This is a genomic window from Nonomuraea sp. NPDC049378, assembly GCF_055586745.1.
The window spans coordinates 39,577-53,802 of the sequence record NZ_JBVJHP010000036.1 but is presented as its reverse complement, the minus strand read 5'-3'; the positions used below and the strand labels follow the sequence as shown (position 1 = coordinate 53,802).

General features: G+C 69.8%; 12 protein-coding genes. 1 reads left to right on the top strand and 11 read right to left on the bottom strand.

Annotated elements, in window-relative coordinates:
• Window positions 1–12: 12 nt before the first annotated feature.
• From ACZ6SA_RS46220 to ACZ6SA_RS46190, 7 genes are read right to left on the bottom strand one after another with little or no spacing between them, the layout of a single operon-like run.
• A complete protein-coding gene (locus tag ACZ6SA_RS46220; RefSeq protein ID WP_465835600.1) occupies window positions 13–885 on the bottom strand; it encodes an alpha/beta hydrolase in 873 nt (290 codons plus the stop codon).
• 14 nt (window positions 886–899) lie between these two features.
• Window positions 900–2,294 (bottom strand): NAD(P)/FAD-dependent oxidoreductase, encoded by a 1,395-nt coding sequence (locus ACZ6SA_RS46215; protein WP_347649907.1) that lies wholly within the window; start codon window positions 2,292–2,294, stop codon window positions 900–902.
• 39 nt (window positions 2,295–2,333) lie between these two features.
• A complete protein-coding gene (locus ACZ6SA_RS46210) occupies window positions 2,334–3,128 on the bottom strand; it encodes an ABC transporter permease (protein WP_465835598.1) in 795 nt (264 codons plus the stop codon).
• Window positions 3,125–3,976, bottom strand: coding sequence for an ABC transporter permease (locus tag ACZ6SA_RS46205; protein WP_347649970.1), 852 nt, complete (start codon window positions 3,974–3,976; stop codon window positions 3,125–3,127). The genes ACZ6SA_RS46210 and ACZ6SA_RS46205 overlap by 4 nt, the downstream gene beginning before the upstream one ends.
• Window positions 3,977–4,028: 52 nt before the next feature.
• A complete protein-coding gene (locus ACZ6SA_RS46200) occupies window positions 4,029–5,234 on the bottom strand; it encodes a polyamine ABC transporter substrate-binding protein (protein WP_465835596.1) in 1,206 nt (401 codons plus the stop codon).
• A 9-nt stretch (window positions 5,235–5,243) separates the two neighbouring features.
• Window positions 5,244–6,311: an ABC transporter ATP-binding protein gene (locus tag ACZ6SA_RS46195; protein WP_465835594.1), complete on the bottom strand. Its 1,068-nt coding sequence runs from the start codon at window positions 6,309–6,311 to the stop codon at window positions 5,244–5,246.
• A 21-nt stretch (window positions 6,312–6,332) separates the two neighbouring features.
• Window positions 6,333–7,766 (bottom strand): gamma-aminobutyraldehyde dehydrogenase, encoded by a 1,434-nt coding sequence (locus tag ACZ6SA_RS46190; RefSeq protein ID WP_443155478.1) that lies wholly within the window; start codon window positions 7,764–7,766, stop codon window positions 6,333–6,335.
• 270 nt (window positions 7,767–8,036) lie between these two features.
• Here ACZ6SA_RS46190 and ACZ6SA_RS46185 point away from each other — a divergent pair, with 270 nt between their 5' ends.
• Window positions 8,037–8,528 carry an Lrp/AsnC family transcriptional regulator gene (locus ACZ6SA_RS46185; RefSeq protein WP_347649912.1) on the top strand — a complete coding sequence of 164 codons (492 nt, stop codon included), beginning with the start codon at window positions 8,037–8,039 and terminating at the stop codon, window positions 8,526–8,528.
• A gap of 28 nt (window positions 8,529–8,556) precedes the next feature.
• Here ACZ6SA_RS46185 and ACZ6SA_RS46180 read toward each other — a convergent pair whose 3' ends face one another.
• The 4 genes from ACZ6SA_RS46180 to ACZ6SA_RS46165 are packed head-to-tail and all read right to left on the bottom strand — an operon-like array spanning window position 8,557 to window position 14,207.
• The gene (locus ACZ6SA_RS46180; RefSeq protein ID WP_465835592.1) at window positions 8,557–9,441 is read right to left on the bottom strand and encodes a hypothetical protein; all 885 of its coding nucleotides are present in this window, start codon (window positions 9,439–9,441) and stop codon (window positions 8,557–8,559) included.
• Window positions 9,442–9,466: 25 nt separating this feature from the next.
• Window positions 9,467–12,208 (bottom strand): glycoside hydrolase family 38 N-terminal domain-containing protein, encoded by a 2,742-nt coding sequence (locus ACZ6SA_RS46175; protein WP_465835590.1) that lies wholly within the window; start codon window positions 12,206–12,208, stop codon window positions 9,467–9,469.
• Window positions 12,205–13,302, bottom strand: coding sequence for a Gfo/Idh/MocA family protein (locus ACZ6SA_RS46170; RefSeq protein WP_347649915.1), 1,098 nt, complete (start codon window positions 13,300–13,302; stop codon window positions 12,205–12,207). Before ACZ6SA_RS46170 ends, ACZ6SA_RS46175 begins: the two co-directional genes overlap by 4 nt.
• 5 nt (window positions 13,303–13,307) lie before the next feature.
• Window positions 13,308–14,207 carry a TIM barrel protein gene (locus tag ACZ6SA_RS46165; RefSeq protein WP_347649916.1) on the bottom strand — a complete coding sequence of 300 codons (900 nt, stop codon included), beginning with the start codon at window positions 14,205–14,207 and terminating at the stop codon, window positions 13,308–13,310.
• Window positions 14,208–14,226 lie beyond the last annotated feature (19 nt).

Genomic DNA, 14,226 nt, shown 5'->3' with positions numbered 1-14,226 from the left:
CTCGCCGAGCGGTCAGAGATGCCTCTCCAGGAAGGCGGCCGTCGCGTCCACGGCCCTGGTGACGTACGGCTCCTGGTCATAGAGGTCGGTGTGCTGCTTGGCGTCCACCCAGACGAGCTCCTTCGGCTCGTCGAGCCGTTTGTACGCCTCCTCGGCGCCCTCCGGCGAGCAGAACCGGTCGACGACCCCGTGCACGATGAGCGCCGGTTTCGGGGACAGGAAGTCGGCCCCCATCATGTTGTCCATCGTGATCAGCTCGCGCACGCTCGCCCTGGTCACCTCGTTCGCCCAGTGGGGCGAGGCGCCGCGCTCGGAGCCGTAGTAGGCGTACGGCTCGTCGCCCGGCGTCGCGGCCTCGGCTCTCTCGGCGACGACGGGCACGTACGCGACGGGCCCGCCCTGGTCCTGCCGCTCCAGCACCTCCGTGAGCGAGCCGAGCACGGCCGGGTAGTCCATGTCCGTCCGCAGGGCGTAGGGGTTGCTGTACGCCCCGGCGATGCCGACAAAAGTCCGCACCCGGGGATCGAAAGCAGCAAATTTCAGGGCATATCCGCCGCCCAGGCAGATCCCCACCACCCCGACCCGCTCCGGATCCACCTCCGGCCGCGACCGCAGCATCGACACCGCCGCCCGCAGGTCGTGCAGCTTGCCCTGCGGATCCTCGTGCCGGCGCGGCTCCCCGCCGGACTCGCCCCAGTTGCGGTGGTCGAAGGACAGCGTCACGTAGCCCCGCTCCGCCAGCCGGGCCGCGTACAGGCCGGTGACCTGGTCGCGCACCCCGGTGAACGGACCCGTGAACACCAGCCCGGGACGCGGCCCCCCGCCCTCCGGCACCCGCAGGTCACCGACCAGGGTGAGGCCGCCCACGACGAATTCTGCTCTCATACGCCAAGTCTGCGCTATGAGTCGAACCCCAGCCCCATCCGGTCGAGCGCCCGCAACCACAGGTTGCGCCTGCCCTCGTGCTGGTCGGCCCGCGCGATCGACCACCGGGTGAACTGGATCACCCCCGACCGCACCGGCTCGGGCGGGAACGGGATCGGCTTCTCCTTCACCATCCGCAGCTCGGTGCGCTCGGTGCGCTCGCCCGACAGCAGGTCGAGCATGACGTTCGCGCCGAACCTGGTGGCGCCGACCCCCATGCCGGTGAAACCGGCCGCGTAGACCAGCCGGCCTCCGTGGGCCTGCCCGTAGAAGGCGCTGAACCGGCTGCACGTGTCGATCACGCCGCCCCACCGGTGGCTGAACCGCACGTTCGCGAGCTGCGGGAACGTGGCGTAGAAGTGTTCGGCGAGCTTGACGAACGTCGCGTCGCGCTGGTCGTACTCGTGCTTGACCAGGCCGCCGTTGTAGTAGACGGCGTCATAGCCGCCCCACAGGACGCGGTTGTCGTCGGTCAGCCGGTAGTAGTGGAACTGGTTACCCGAGTCGCCGACGCCCTGCCGGTTGCTCCAGCCCACCTCGGCCAGTTGCGCCGCCGTCAGCGGCTCGGTCATCAGCACGTAGTCGTAGACCGGCACCACGAAGTGCCGCAACCGCCGCAGCAGCGGCGGGAACACGCCGGTGCCCAGGGCCACGTGGCGCGCGGCGGCCGTGCCGTACGGCGTGCGCAGGGTGATCGTGGTGCCGTCGTCGTGCAGCGAGCGCACCGGGCTGCGCTCGTGGACGCGTACGCCGAGCCGCAGGCACGCGTCACGCAGCCCCCACGCCAGCCGCGCGGGGTCGACCATGGCGCAGCCGCTGCGCTCCCACAGCCCGCCCAGGTAGGTCGGCGAGTCGAGCTCGGCCCGCACCTGATCCCGGCCGAGCGGCACGTAGTCGAGGCCCAGCTCGTCGATCAGGTCGAGGTGCTCGTTCAGCCCGTCGAGCTGCCACGGCTCGGTGGCCACGTGCAACTCGCCGGTGCGCTCGAACGAGCAGTCGATGCGGTAGCGCCACAGCGTGCGCTCGATCTCGTCGAGGTTGGCCACGCCCATGCGCTCCAGGCGGTCGATCTCCTCCGGCCACCGTTCGAGCCCGTTGGCCAGGCCGTGGGTGAGCGTGGCCATGCAGAACCCGCCGTTGCGGCCGGTGGCCGCCCAGCCGATCCTGCGCCCTTCGAGCAGGACGACGTCCAGCGACGGGTTGCGCTCTTTGGCCATCAGGGCCGTCCACAGGCCGGAGAAGCCGCCGCCGACGACGACCAGGTCGGCGCTGGTGCGGCCGGAAAGCCGCGGGGCCGGCTCTGGCCGGGCCGGGCTGTCCAGCCAGTACGGCGCGCGCTCCGCGTCAGCCAGCGCCTTCAGCGGATCCACACTCCCACATCCCTACGATCGAGCCGTGTGGTCGAAGGCTCAGGCGCGCCGCCTGGCCACCACGGCGTTGGCGACGGCGATCAGCACCCCGACACCGAAGATCAGCGTACCCATGACGTTGACCTGTGGCGGGATGCCGGTCTTCACCGCGCCGACGATCCACAGCGGGAAGGTGACGGTCGAGCCGTTGACGAAGCTGGTCACCACGTAGTCGTCGATCGACAGCGCGAACGACAACATCGCGCCCGCCGTCACCGCGGGCATGATCGACGGCAGCGTCACCTGCCGGAACGTCCCCCAGGCCGTGGCGCCGAGGTCTCTGGCGGCCTCCTCCAGCGACGGGTCGAGCGTGACGATCCGCGCCCGCACGGTCACCACCACGAAGGACAGCGAGAACAGCACGTGCGAGACGATGATCGTGTTCGCGTCGCGCGGCACGTTGCCCGAGACGAACAACGACAGCAGCGACGCCCCCATGACCAGCTCGGGCGTGGAGATGGCGGCGAAGACGAGGAAGTTCGTGACGCCCTTGCCGCGGAAGCGGTGGCGGCCGAGCGCGAGCCCGAGCATGGTGCCGAGCACGACGGTGATGACGGTGCTGACCAGGGCGATGACCAGCGAGTTGCGCAGCGCCACGGTCAGGTCGGAGATCTCGAACAGTTCGGCGTACCACCTGAGGGTGAAGCCCTGCCAGCTGGTGTTGGACTTGCTCTGCTTGTCGTTGAACCCGAACAGGATCATCACGGCGATCGGCGCCGACAGCCACACGATGACGAGCCACGTGTACGTGTGCAGCAGCCGGTCCCCCAGCCTGCCCCGCTCGCCGGTCCTCATCGGGCCGCCGCCTCGAGCACGTTCTCCGTGCCGAGCGCCCTGGCGTAGGCGAAGATCCCCACCAGCAGGACCGCCATCAGCGTGAACGACAGCGCGGCGGCCGTCGGGTAGTCGAGGTTCACCAGATATTCGGTCTGGATGTTGTTGCCGATCATGGTGTTGCCCGTGCCGCCCAGGATCTGCGCGTTGATCGGGTCGGCCGTGGCCGGCACGAACGTCATGAGCACCCCGGCGAACACCCCGGGCAGGGACAGCGGCAGCACGACCCGGCGGAAGGCCCCCGCCCGCGTCGCGTACAGGTCCTGGGCCGCCTCCACCACCCGCGGGTCCACCCGCTCCAGCGCCACGTAGATGGGCAGGATCATGAACGGCAGGAAGTTGTACGTCAGCCCGCCCACCACGGCCAGCGTCGTCGCGAGCACGTGGAAGCTCTCGGGCAGCAGCCCCCAGCCCTTCAGCGTACCGAAGAGGATGCCGTTGTCGGCCAGCAGGAAGTTCCACGAGATCGTCCGCAGGACGAACGACACGAAGAACGGTAGCAGCAGCAGGAAGAGGTACACGGACTTGCGGTTGCCGCCCCTGAAGGCGATCCAGTAGGCCACCGGGTAGCCGATCAGCAGCATGGCCACGGTCGCGAGCCCGCCGTACACCAGCGAGCGGAGCAGCTGGGTGCTGTACCTGCCGAGCGCCTCCCCGTAGGTGGAGACGTTGAAGGTCATGGCGTAGCCGTCGTAGGCGTTGCCGGTCTGCAGCGAGACCGACGCCATCGCGACCATGGGCACGACCAGGAAGATGGCCAGCCACATCCAGCTCGGCAGCGCGAGGAGGTAGGGGGTGAGCCGCCGCATCGTCACGCTCTCCCGGGTCCGGCGGCTTGCGGCAGGTGACGGGTCATCGTGCCTACGCCTGGGTGATCGACTGGAAGATCGGGTTGAACACCTGCTCCTGCTGGGTGGTCAGCGTGGTGTACGTGCGCAGCTTGGCGTAGTCGGCTTCGCTCGGGAACATGAGCGGGCTGTCGACCATGTCGTCGAGCGCCTTCTTGTCCTTGCCCTCGGCCGTCCTGGCCCGCTCTCTGAGCAGGTCCTGGACGGCCGGGACGGGCGTGACGAACTGGATGAACTCATCGAGCTCGGCGGCCACGGCGGGCTGGTAGAGGTAGTCCATCAGCATGAGCGCGTCGAGGGGGTTGGCCGCGCCCTTGGGGATGAGCATGTTGTCGGTCCAGATCGTGCCGCCCTCCTCGGGCACCACGAAGGCGACGGGCTCGCCGGCGAGCTGGCGCTGGAAGACGTCGCCCGACCAGGCCATGGTCACCCAGACATCGCCCTTCGCCACGGCATCGATATACCCTTGATCATAATATTTCCGCACAAGTCCGGCATCGCGCTGTGCCCTGAGCTTCTCCCCGGCCTTCTTCCAGTCCGCCTCCGTCGACTTCTCCGGGTCGACGCCAACCGCGAACATGCCGAAGTTGCCGATCTCCTGGGCGTCGTTCATCATCCCGACCCGCCCCTTGTACCGGGGATCGAACAACGCCTCGATGCTGGTGATCTCCTCTTTGACATGGTCGGTGTTGTACGCGATCCCGGTCACGCCCGACGCGTACGGGATCGTGAACTTGTTGCCCGGGTCGTAGGAGCGCTCCTTGAACTTCTGGCCCGCGTTCGCCTGGAAGTTCGGCAACCGCGCGTGGTCGAGCGGAACCGCGTAGCCGAGCTGGAGCATGTGCTGGAGCTGGATGCCGTTGGTCATGACGACGATGTCGTAGCCCAGCGACTGGCCGGCGCGGAGCACGGGGTCCGCCTTGCCGAAGAAGTCGGCGTTCTCCTGGATGACCTCCTTGTACTCGTACGCGATGCCGGTGTCCTTCTTGAACCGCTCGAGCGGACCCTTGTCCCCCGGCATGTACTCCGGCCAGTTGGCGAAGACCACCTTGCCGTTCTTGGTCTGTTTCGCCCAGAAATCCTGGACGGCGTCCGCCTTGGGCGGCGCGACCTTCTGCCCCTGCACGCCGCAGGCGGCGAGGGCGAGCCCGGCGGCCGAATAACCGGCGAGCCGGAAGACGTCACGTCTGGTGCGGGATGAGCGCAGTGGGGGGTGCATGAGACGCTGTCAACTTCCAATCACGTACGAGTGCTGCGCCCGCCACGACAGCCAGACGGAGTCTCCCCGCTCCGCCGTCGCCACCGCGTCATGCGCGTTCTGCTGGAAGACGGTGATGTCGGTCCCGTCCGCGAGGCTCACGGAATAGCTGGTGTAGGTGCCCAGGTAGACGACCTCGGCGACGGTCCCGCGCACCCCGCTCACCTCCGGCCCCGGGTCCTCCGCCACGATGGTGATCTTCTCGGGGCGTACGGTCACCGTCACCTCGCCGTCGTGACCGGGCACCAGCACCCGGCCGCCGCCGACCTTCACCTCGCCGCCGGTCGCGGTGCCCGCGAGCAGGTTGGAGGTGCCGATGAAGCCCGCGACGAACGCGGTCGCGGGTCGCTCGTAGATCTCGGGCGGCCTGGCGAGCTGCTCGACCAGGCCGTCGTTCATGACGGCGATGCGGTCGCTCATGGTCAGCGCCTCGTTCTGGTCGTGCGTCACGTACACGAACGTGATGCCGACCTCGCGCTGGATGCGCTTGAGCTCGATCTGCATGGCCTGGCGTAATTTGAGGTCGAGCGCGCCGAGCGGCTCGTCGAGCAGCAGCGCCCGTGGCCGGTTGACCAGGGCCCTGGCCAGCGCCACGCGCTGCTGCTGGCCACCGGACATCTCGCGCGGCCGGCGTTTCTCCCTGCCGGCCAGGTCGACGATCTCCAGCATCTCGCCGACCCGCCGCCTGATCTCCTCCTGCGGCGTCCGGCGCTGTTTCAGGCCGAACGCCACGTTGTCCCAGACGTTCATGTGCGGGAAGAGCGCGTAGGACTGGAAGACCATGTTGACGTCGCGCTTGTTCGGCGGGACGTCCGTGACGTCCTTGCCGTGCAGCTTCACCAGGCCTTTCGTGGGCGCCTCGAACCCGGCGACCATCCTCATGGTCGTGGTCTTGCCGCAGCCGGACGGGCCGAGGAGGGAGAAGAACTCCCCCTCGGCGACGTCCAGCGTCACGCCTTTGACCGCCTGGACGACCTCGCCATGCGAGAGGTACTCCTTGACGACGTCCTCCAGCTCGATTGCCGATAGCCCGGTCATGTCCAGGTTTCGCCCCTGCCGCTATTCGCCGATGTAGTGCATGACGTGCTTGACCCTGGTGTAGTCGTGCAGGCCGAACACCGACAGATCCTTGCCGTATCCGGAATGCTTGAAGCCGCCGTGCGGCATCTCCGAGATGAACGGGATGTGCGTGTTCACCCAGACCGTGCCGAAGTCCAGCCGGTTGGACATCCGCATGGCACGGCCGTGATCGGAGGTCCAGACCGAGCCGCTCAGGCCATATCTGACGTCGTTGGCCTTGGCCAGCGCGTCGGCCTCGTCCGTGAACGTCTGCACGGTGATCACCGGGCCGAAGACCTCGTTCTGCACGATCTCGTCGTCCTGCCTGAGCCCGTCGACGACCGTGGGGGCGAAGAAGTAGCCCTTGTCGCCGACACGCTTGCCGCCGGTGAGGATCGTGGCGTGCGCGGGGAGCCTGTCGATGAAGCCCTGCACCCTGGCCAGCTGGTTCTCGTTGTTGAGCGGCCCGTACAGCGCGTCCTCGGTGTCCAGGCCGCCGGTCACGGTGCCGGCGGCGGCCTCGCTCAGCGCGGCCACGAACGCGTCGTGCACGCTCTCCTGCACCAGCACCCGGCAGGCGGCGGTGCAGTCCTGGCCGGCGTTGTAGAGGCCGGCCTCGGCGATGCCGGCGGCGGCCGCACGCAGGTCCTTCACGTCCTCGAAGACCACGACGGGCGCCTTGCCGCCGAGCTCCAGGTGCACCCGCTTGAGGTCGTCGGCGGCGCTCCTGGCCACCGACATGCCCGCGCCGACCGAGCCGGTGATGGCCACCATCGAGGCGGCCGGATGGCTCACCACGAGGGCGCCCGTCTCGCGGTCGCCGGTGACGACGTTGAAGACGCCGGCGGGCAGCACCGAGCCGAGGATCTCGGCGAGCTTGAGCGTGGCGACCGGGGTGGTGTCGGACGGCTTGAGCACGACCGTGTTGCCGGCCGCGAGCGCGGGGGCGATCTTCCAGACCGCCATCATCACCGGATAGTTCCACGGCGTGACCTGCCCGACCACGCCGATCGGCTCGTGCCTGATGACGCTGGTGTGCTCGGCGAGGAACTCACCGGCCGTCGGACCCTCCAGCGTGCGGGCCGCGCCCGCGAAGAACCGGAAGTGGTCGGCGGCGACCGGGGTCTCGTCCTCGGCCATGCGGGCACGTGGCTTGCCGGTGTCGCGGCACTCGGCCTCGTTGATCTCGTCGGCCCGCGCCTCGATCGCGTCGGCCACCTTCAGCAGCAGGTTGGCCCGGTCACCCGGGGTGGTCCTGCCCCACGACTCGAACGCGGCGGCCGCGGCGGCGAACGCCGCGTCGACGTCGTCCTGCCCGGAGACCGGGGCCTGAACGTAGGCCTCGCCCGTGCACGGGTCGATGATGTCGGAGAACCGGCCGCTCTTGGCGTCCACGAGCTCGCCGTTGACATAGTTCTGCAGACGGGTCGTCATGCGCCCTCCTTCGTCGGTCGCCAGACCCAGGTGCTCTGTCTATGGGTGACCTCGGCAAGCTCGGTCATGAATGACCTCCTCGTGAGGCGGCTGAGATGCCCGCGACTCTTACAGAGCGGTCGCAGCGAAACAAGGGATTTCGTGGTGAATATATCAAATTGCTACGAATTCGCTTGACAGTCACCCGGGAACTGACACCATGTCGCACCAGGACGGCATCCCAGCGGGAACGCCCCCGCCATGCCGGACCGCTAGGAGGAACCACATCCGATGACCACGCCGCCGCGCGTACGCCGCTCCACTCCCCGCTCGGGGCCCGTGGTGCTCGACGACCTGTCCAAGCAGATCATCGAGCAGCTGCAGGCCGACGGGCGCATGCCGTACGCGGCGATCGGGAAGGCGGTCGGGCTCTCCGAGGCGGCGGTGCGCCAGCGCGTCCAGCGGCTGCAGGACGCCGGCGTCATGCAGATCGTCGCCGTCACCGACCCTCTCACCCTGGGCTTCCCGCGCCAGGCCATGATCGGCGTCACCTGCGAGGGCGACCTCGAGTCGGTGGCCGACGAGCTGGCGGCGATCGAGGAGATCGACTACGTGGTGCTCACGGCCGGTTCGTTCGACGTGATCGTGGAGGTGGTGTGCGAGGGGGACGGGCACCTGCTGGAGATCCTCAGCAAGATCCGCGCCATCCCCGCCGTCCGCGCCACCGAGTCGTTCGTCTACCTGAAACTCCGCAAGCAGACCTACTCCTGGGGCACCCGCTGACCGACCTGGCGGCGGGCTCCCGCGGGGCTCACCCGAAGACCTGCTCCGCACAGTCGGCCGTGAGCGCCCGCTGGAACCACTCCTCCAGCACCGCCGTGTCCATGCACGACGTGATCCGCGCCCGCACCTCCTCAGACACCTCGATGCCCCGCGCCTCCAGCAGCATCTGCAGCATCTTCGCCCCCTCTTCCGCCTTGCCTTTGGCCTCACCTTTGGCCTCGCCCTCGGCGAGGAGGCTCTCGGCGAAATCCCCCTGGTACGAATGTGTCTGCATAGCCATTAGGTTCCCCCATTCCTTCTGGGCGACGCCAGTCAGAGAGACGTAGATGTACTGACCGTATCGCCCGGCCAGCTTCTGATCGATTTTGCCGAGGGCCGCGTCCAACGTGCTCAGGACTTCTTTGATCAACGGGTCCTGGGACTTGGTGACGGCGGAGATGACGGCCAGACCGATGTTGCCCACCGCCTCGGCCACGTCGGTGATGAGCGGGGTGTTGTCGGGCCCGATCACCAGTGGATTGAGCACGAGTCCCGGATGGCCGGTCTCTATGGGCTTGGCCGCCCAGCGTGCTATCCGGCGGTCGGGGCAGATGACGGTCAGGACGACCTGGCACTTCTCGCGCGCCCGGAAGTTGGCGATGTATTCCAGCCACGAATAGTGCTTGTCGTCGTCCTGGCCGCGCTGCGTCTCGATGATGACGCCGAGCTTGTCGCCATCCTCGCCGTAGAGGAGGGCGCCGTCGGCGCGGCAGACCGCAGGAACGGCTTCGGACAGGTCGGGCGAGGCCAGCCTGGCCTCGCCCGTATCGGGTATCCGCAGATCGAACAGCGCGCGCAGCCCTTGCGCGGTGTGCCCGAGATCGAGGGTGGCGAGCTTGGTCAGCCCTTCGTGTTGGGAAGTGATCACGGGCATGACATTACTATATGCGTTCCAATAATTACCCAGAGTTGGCGAGTTGGATCGTGGCGATCTCCCAGGCTTTCAGCGAAAGGCGGAGGGTGCCGTCCGTGACCGGCAGGTCCTCGCCGGGGCGACCGCGCAGATCCGCGTGCCTGGCCCGGGTGAACGAGCCCTCGACGACCGCCTCCGTGTCGCCGGGGGTGAGGGCGACCACCCGGAGTTCGTGCCAGCCGTCGCGGTCGCGCAGCGAGGTCATGGTCACGCCGTTCCCGGTCACCGACAGGCCCGCCGCCGGAGCGGGCAGGGAGAGGTGCTGCGCGCCCTGCCCGGGCACCACCAGCAGGTCGTGGCGGAAGGCCTCCGCGTGGGGCACGACCTCTTCCCACGACTCGCGGTACGGCATCAGCGCAAGGCTCACCCTGCGCACCCCGCGCGACTGCGCGGCCGGGGTCGGAAGCTGAGGGCCCGCCGGTTCGGGGCGCAGCGGGTTGCGGTTGCGGGACAGGTAGCCGACCGAGCGAAGCAGCGTGAGGGCCAGCTCGGCGCCGTCCACCACTTCGTACTCCGTCACGTGCTCCAGCAGCGCCGCCACGCCCCCTGCCGCCACCCAGGAGGAGGCGGGGAACGTGGGCAGCGGGGTCTCGCCGCAGCCCCCTTCCGGGGTCAGCCCGCGGGTGGTCACCGCGAACTGCCCCTCGGCGTACGACTGCGTGGCCCGGTCGGGCAGCGGCACGTGCAGGCGCACCCGGTGGTCGGCGCAGCGGTTGTCGAACTCGACGTCGAGCCGGACGAAGGGCTCGCCCGCGCGCAGTTCGACGCGGGTGGTGACGACGACGTCCTCGGCAGCGGGCGTCCGCGCGATGGCGGGGAGCTCCGGGGCGCCGTCGATGGCGCCGCCGGCGGCCGGCCACCGGTACGTGCGGCGCACGTCCACCATGGCCACCAGCGGGCCTGAGGCGATCAGCTCGCTCTCGACCGACACCGGCTCGTCCACGATCAGGTCGGCCGGCGGGGGCGCGTAGTTGTAGGTGTCGCCGACGTCCCCGCCGTCCACGATGCGGCCGGCGCCCGTGACCGTCGTGCCGTCCTGGCCCACAAGCGTGAGCGTGCCGTCGCGGGCGATCGTGACGCGCAGCAGGCCGTTGTCCAGCACCTCCTCGTCGCCGCGCACCGGCAGGGTGGCCGAGTCGGAGCTGAGCCAGCAGGACGGGTCGTGCTCGGTGGGCAGGCCGCTCGCCCCCGCGGGCGGGCCGAACACCTGCTCGTGCGGCGCGGGCCGGACGCTCGTGTGGCCCAGCGGCGGGACCTCGACCAGGGCGGCGACTGTGCGCCGGGGCTCGGCGACGATGCGGACGCGTGTCACGCCGTCGAGCTCGCCGCGCAGGTCGTCGACGTCGAAGACCGCCTGCGTCTCGCGGGCCACCGTGAACGTCAGCGTGCCGTCCTCGACGGACCAGGACGTGATGTGCTGGCCGTACAGCTCGGTGCCGTGGACGAAGCTCAGCGCGGTGGCCGGGTCCATCTCGTCGTCCAGCAGCAGCGTGGCCGCGTGTTCCAGCGGCTGGACGGGCACGGCCGCGCCCGAGGGGTCCACCAGCGGGTGGTGGCCGGCCACGTCCACGAGGACCACGCCGCGCCTGGGGGCGGGCGTCGGGTTGGCGACGAGCACGCCGTCGGACGGCACCGCGCCGGCCAGCCGGGCGGTCACCATGTCGCGCACGGCCTGCCCTAGGTGCTCGGCCTCGGCGATGCGGGCGGCGACCTGCTGGGCGGTGTCGTCGACGCCGCATCCGGTCACGGAGTCGTGGCCGCTGGCGTCCACCAGCCGCCACCAGGCCATGTCGAGGAAACGCCCGGGCCACTCCTCGCCCCAGAGCGTGGCCAGCGGCTCGGCGTAGCGCTCGACCATCCGCTCGGCGCGGCTCATGGCCTGCTTGACGTGGGCGCGGACGGAGATGACGCCGGGCAGGATGTTGGCGCGCGCGTGCGAGCGAAGCTCGCCGCGCACCTCGGGCAGGCCGTCCACCTCACCCGAACAGTCCCCGATGTATCCGGACAGGGTGTCCATGCGGGCGCCGATCGCCGCCACCATCTCCGGCAACCCTCGGACGGGCGCGGAGTGGTCGGTGCCGTACATCGCCAGCAGCGAGCCCTCGGGCCCGTGCCACTCGCGCATCGTCCTGGTGAACGCGTCCGCTCGTTCCTTCAGTCCCGCCGGGTCGTGGAACAGATGGGCCCCGTTGCCGTAGCCGCCGGCGGGCAGGTACTGCGTGCGCAGCGCCGTGCCGTCGGGCGCGACCCAGGCGAAGGCGTCGGTGGTCACCGAGGACGGCACCCCCCGGTAGACGCAGGCGTGCAGCAGCCCCGCCCGGCGCAGGATCTGCGGCATCTGCGCCGCGTGCCCGAACATGTCGGGCAGGTAGCCGACCGGCATGGCCCCGCCGAGCTTGTCGGCCCTGGCCATGCCGAGTTCGAGGTTGCGGACGATGTTCTCGCCCGAGCACAGGAACTCGTCGAGCAGGATCTGCCACGGCCCGACCGCCAGGCGCCCCGACTCGACCAGCGCGGCCACCCGGTCGCGGTTCTCCGGGCGGACCTCCAGGTAGTCGTCCACGCAGGCGAGCTGCCCGTCGAGGGTGAAGTGGTAGGCGGGCTGGCGCTCCATCGTGTCGAGCACCTCGTCGAGCAGCGCCACGAGGCGCAGCCTGAAGCGCTGGAACGGTTCGTACCACTCCCGGTCCCAGTGCGTGTGCGGTACGACCACGATCTCCGTGCTCACGCTGCCTCCCCTTCCATGGGCAGTCCATGTTGTACGGCGTAGCGGGCGGCGATCCGCTGGGCCGTCACGATGTCCTCGAGCGCGCCGCCCGCGTCGGTGAGCGGCGGCTCGCCATCGTTCACGAAAGCATGGAAGGCGGCCAGCTGTACTTCGAACGCCTCGGTCACCTCGCGCCGATGGGTGCGGCTCTCGCCGCCCTCGCCGCTCCCGTCGCCGGAGACGACGGTGAGCGTGGTGGGGGCGTTCATCAGGTAGGGCGCGGGGAAGACCAGCTCCAGCGAGCCCTTGTCGTGGTGGATGGCCACGGTCTCGCGGTAGGCGGGGTAGTCCTCCAGGTAGTGCCAGCGGATCTGGAACCGGCCGCGGACGGGCAGCGGGCCGGAGATCTCGATGGATCCGGGCGCGGGTCCCCACGTCTCGACGTGCGAGATTTCGGTGGGCGAACCGGTGAAGCGCCTCAAGAGCGACAAGTCGTGGCATATGGAGCCGAGCGCGACTCCGTACAGGTTCCGCACCGGCTCCGGCGCCGACTCCCCCAGCGCCCGCGAGACGAGATCGCTCTCGGCCGCCCGCAGCGAGGCGAGCAGCCCGGGGTCCACGTCACGGGCCTGCGTCAGGTTGGCGAAGGCGAGCTGCGACTCCCCGCTCGGGTGCAGCACGACCACCTCGACCGACCTGATCGCCTCCGGCCCGCCCAGCTCCGCCAGCAGCTTCTCGGCCCTGCGCACCGCCGGGTCGTACTGCTTCATGTAGCCGACCATCAGCCGCCCCTCGGGCAGCGCCGCCACCTCGGCCCTGGTCAGGGCGAGCGGCTTCTCGCACAGCACGGCGTAACCGGCACTCAGCGCCTGCCGCACGGCCTCGCCGTGCGAGCCGGACGCCAGCATGACGACGGCGTCGAAGCCGCCGTCGGCCAGCATCTCTTTCAGCTCGGTGTACCGCCTGGCGGCACCCAGCCGGTCACCGACCGCGTCGGCCAGCGTCCGCGACAGGTCGCAGACGGCGCTCACCTCGAACAGGTCACGCCGCCTCGACAACAACGGCACGTAGACCGCCTGGGTGACGGCTCCGCAGCCCACCAGGGCGATTCTCACCTGTGTCAAAGTCCCAGTTCCCTCAGTCGCTCGCGGTTGGCGGCCTGGTCGGCGATGTTCTGGGCGACCGTGCGGCGGCCCGGCAGGGTGTCCTGCTCGACGATGACCCAGCCCTCATAGTCGATCTCGTCGAGCGCCGCGATCACGCCGGCCAGGTCCAGCTCGCCCTCGCCGAGAGAGGAGAACCCGCCGCGGCCCATGAGCTCGCGCAGGTCGACGCCGTCGTCCAGGGCCTGGGCCAGGATCTTGGTGTCGCCGTCCTTGATGTGCACGTGGCCGACCCGCCCGGCCCACTCGCGCAGCTTCGTCACCGGGTCTCCCCCGCCCAGCAGCAGGTGGCCGGTGTCGAGGCAGAGCTCGACGTCTGTCAGCTCCAGCAGCCGCTCGACGTCGTCGGGGGTCTCGACGTACGTGCCGAGGTGAGGATGGAAGGCGGGCTCGAACCCGCGCTCGCGGCACCGGCCGACCGCCTCCTGGACGCGGGCGGCGTACCCGGGCCACTCGGAGGACGGCAGCCCTGGAACGCTCCCACCAGGGCGGGCGAACCTCTCGGGCGAGCCGGAGCAACCCAGCGTGGGCCGCGGCGCCAGCTGCTCGGGGGCGGGCGGCGCGGCGGCGAACACGTCGAGCGTCCTCTCCAGCGCGGTCAGGCCCTTGCGGAACTCCTCGGCGTCGTTGTAGCGCAGGTCGGCCCAGCCGCCGGCGAGCAGCATGCCGTCGAGCCGTTCCGCCAGGTCGTGGCTGGTGCCCAGGTAACCCACCGGGCCCAGATCGATGCCCTCGTAACCGGCCTCGGACAACGCGCCGACCATCTCGCCGGCGTTCAGCGGCGGGGGCGCGTCGCTCAGCTCGAACACGCCGAAACTCACCGGCGCGTTGGCGACCTTCCGCACTCGCGTGCTCATGACCTCACTCCGTTCGTCG

Coding starts and splice junctions, on each gene's coding strand:
- ACZ6SA_RS46165 (WP_347649916.1), bottom strand. CDS start 14,207: ATGAGCACGCGAGTGCGGAAGGTCGCCAACGCGCCGGTGAGTTTCGGC.
- ACZ6SA_RS46185 (WP_347649912.1), top strand. CDS start 8,037: ATGACCACGCCGCCGCGCGTACGCCGCTCCACTCCCCGCTCGGGGCCC.
- ACZ6SA_RS46210 (WP_465835598.1), bottom strand. CDS start 3,128: ATGAGGACCGGCGAGCGGGGCAGGCTGGGGGACCGGCTGCTGCACACG.
- ACZ6SA_RS46200 (WP_465835596.1), bottom strand. CDS start 5,234: ATGCACCCCCCACTGCGCTCATCCCGCACCAGACGTGACGTCTTCCGG.
- ACZ6SA_RS46205 (WP_347649970.1), bottom strand. CDS start 3,976: ATGCGGCGGCTCACCCCCTACCTCCTCGCGCTGCCGAGCTGGATGTGG.
- ACZ6SA_RS46180 (WP_465835592.1), bottom strand. CDS start 9,441: ATGCCCGTGATCACTTCCCAACACGAAGGGCTGACCAAGCTCGCCACC.
- ACZ6SA_RS46190 (WP_443155478.1), bottom strand. CDS start 7,766: ATGACGACCCGTCTGCAGAACTATGTCAACGGCGAGCTCGTGGACGCC.
- ACZ6SA_RS46195 (WP_465835594.1), bottom strand. CDS start 6,311: ATGACCGGGCTATCGGCAATCGAGCTGGAGGACGTCGTCAAGGAGTAC.
- ACZ6SA_RS46220 (WP_465835600.1), bottom strand. CDS start 885: ATGAGAGCAGAATTCGTCGTGGGCGGCCTCACCCTGGTCGGTGACCTG.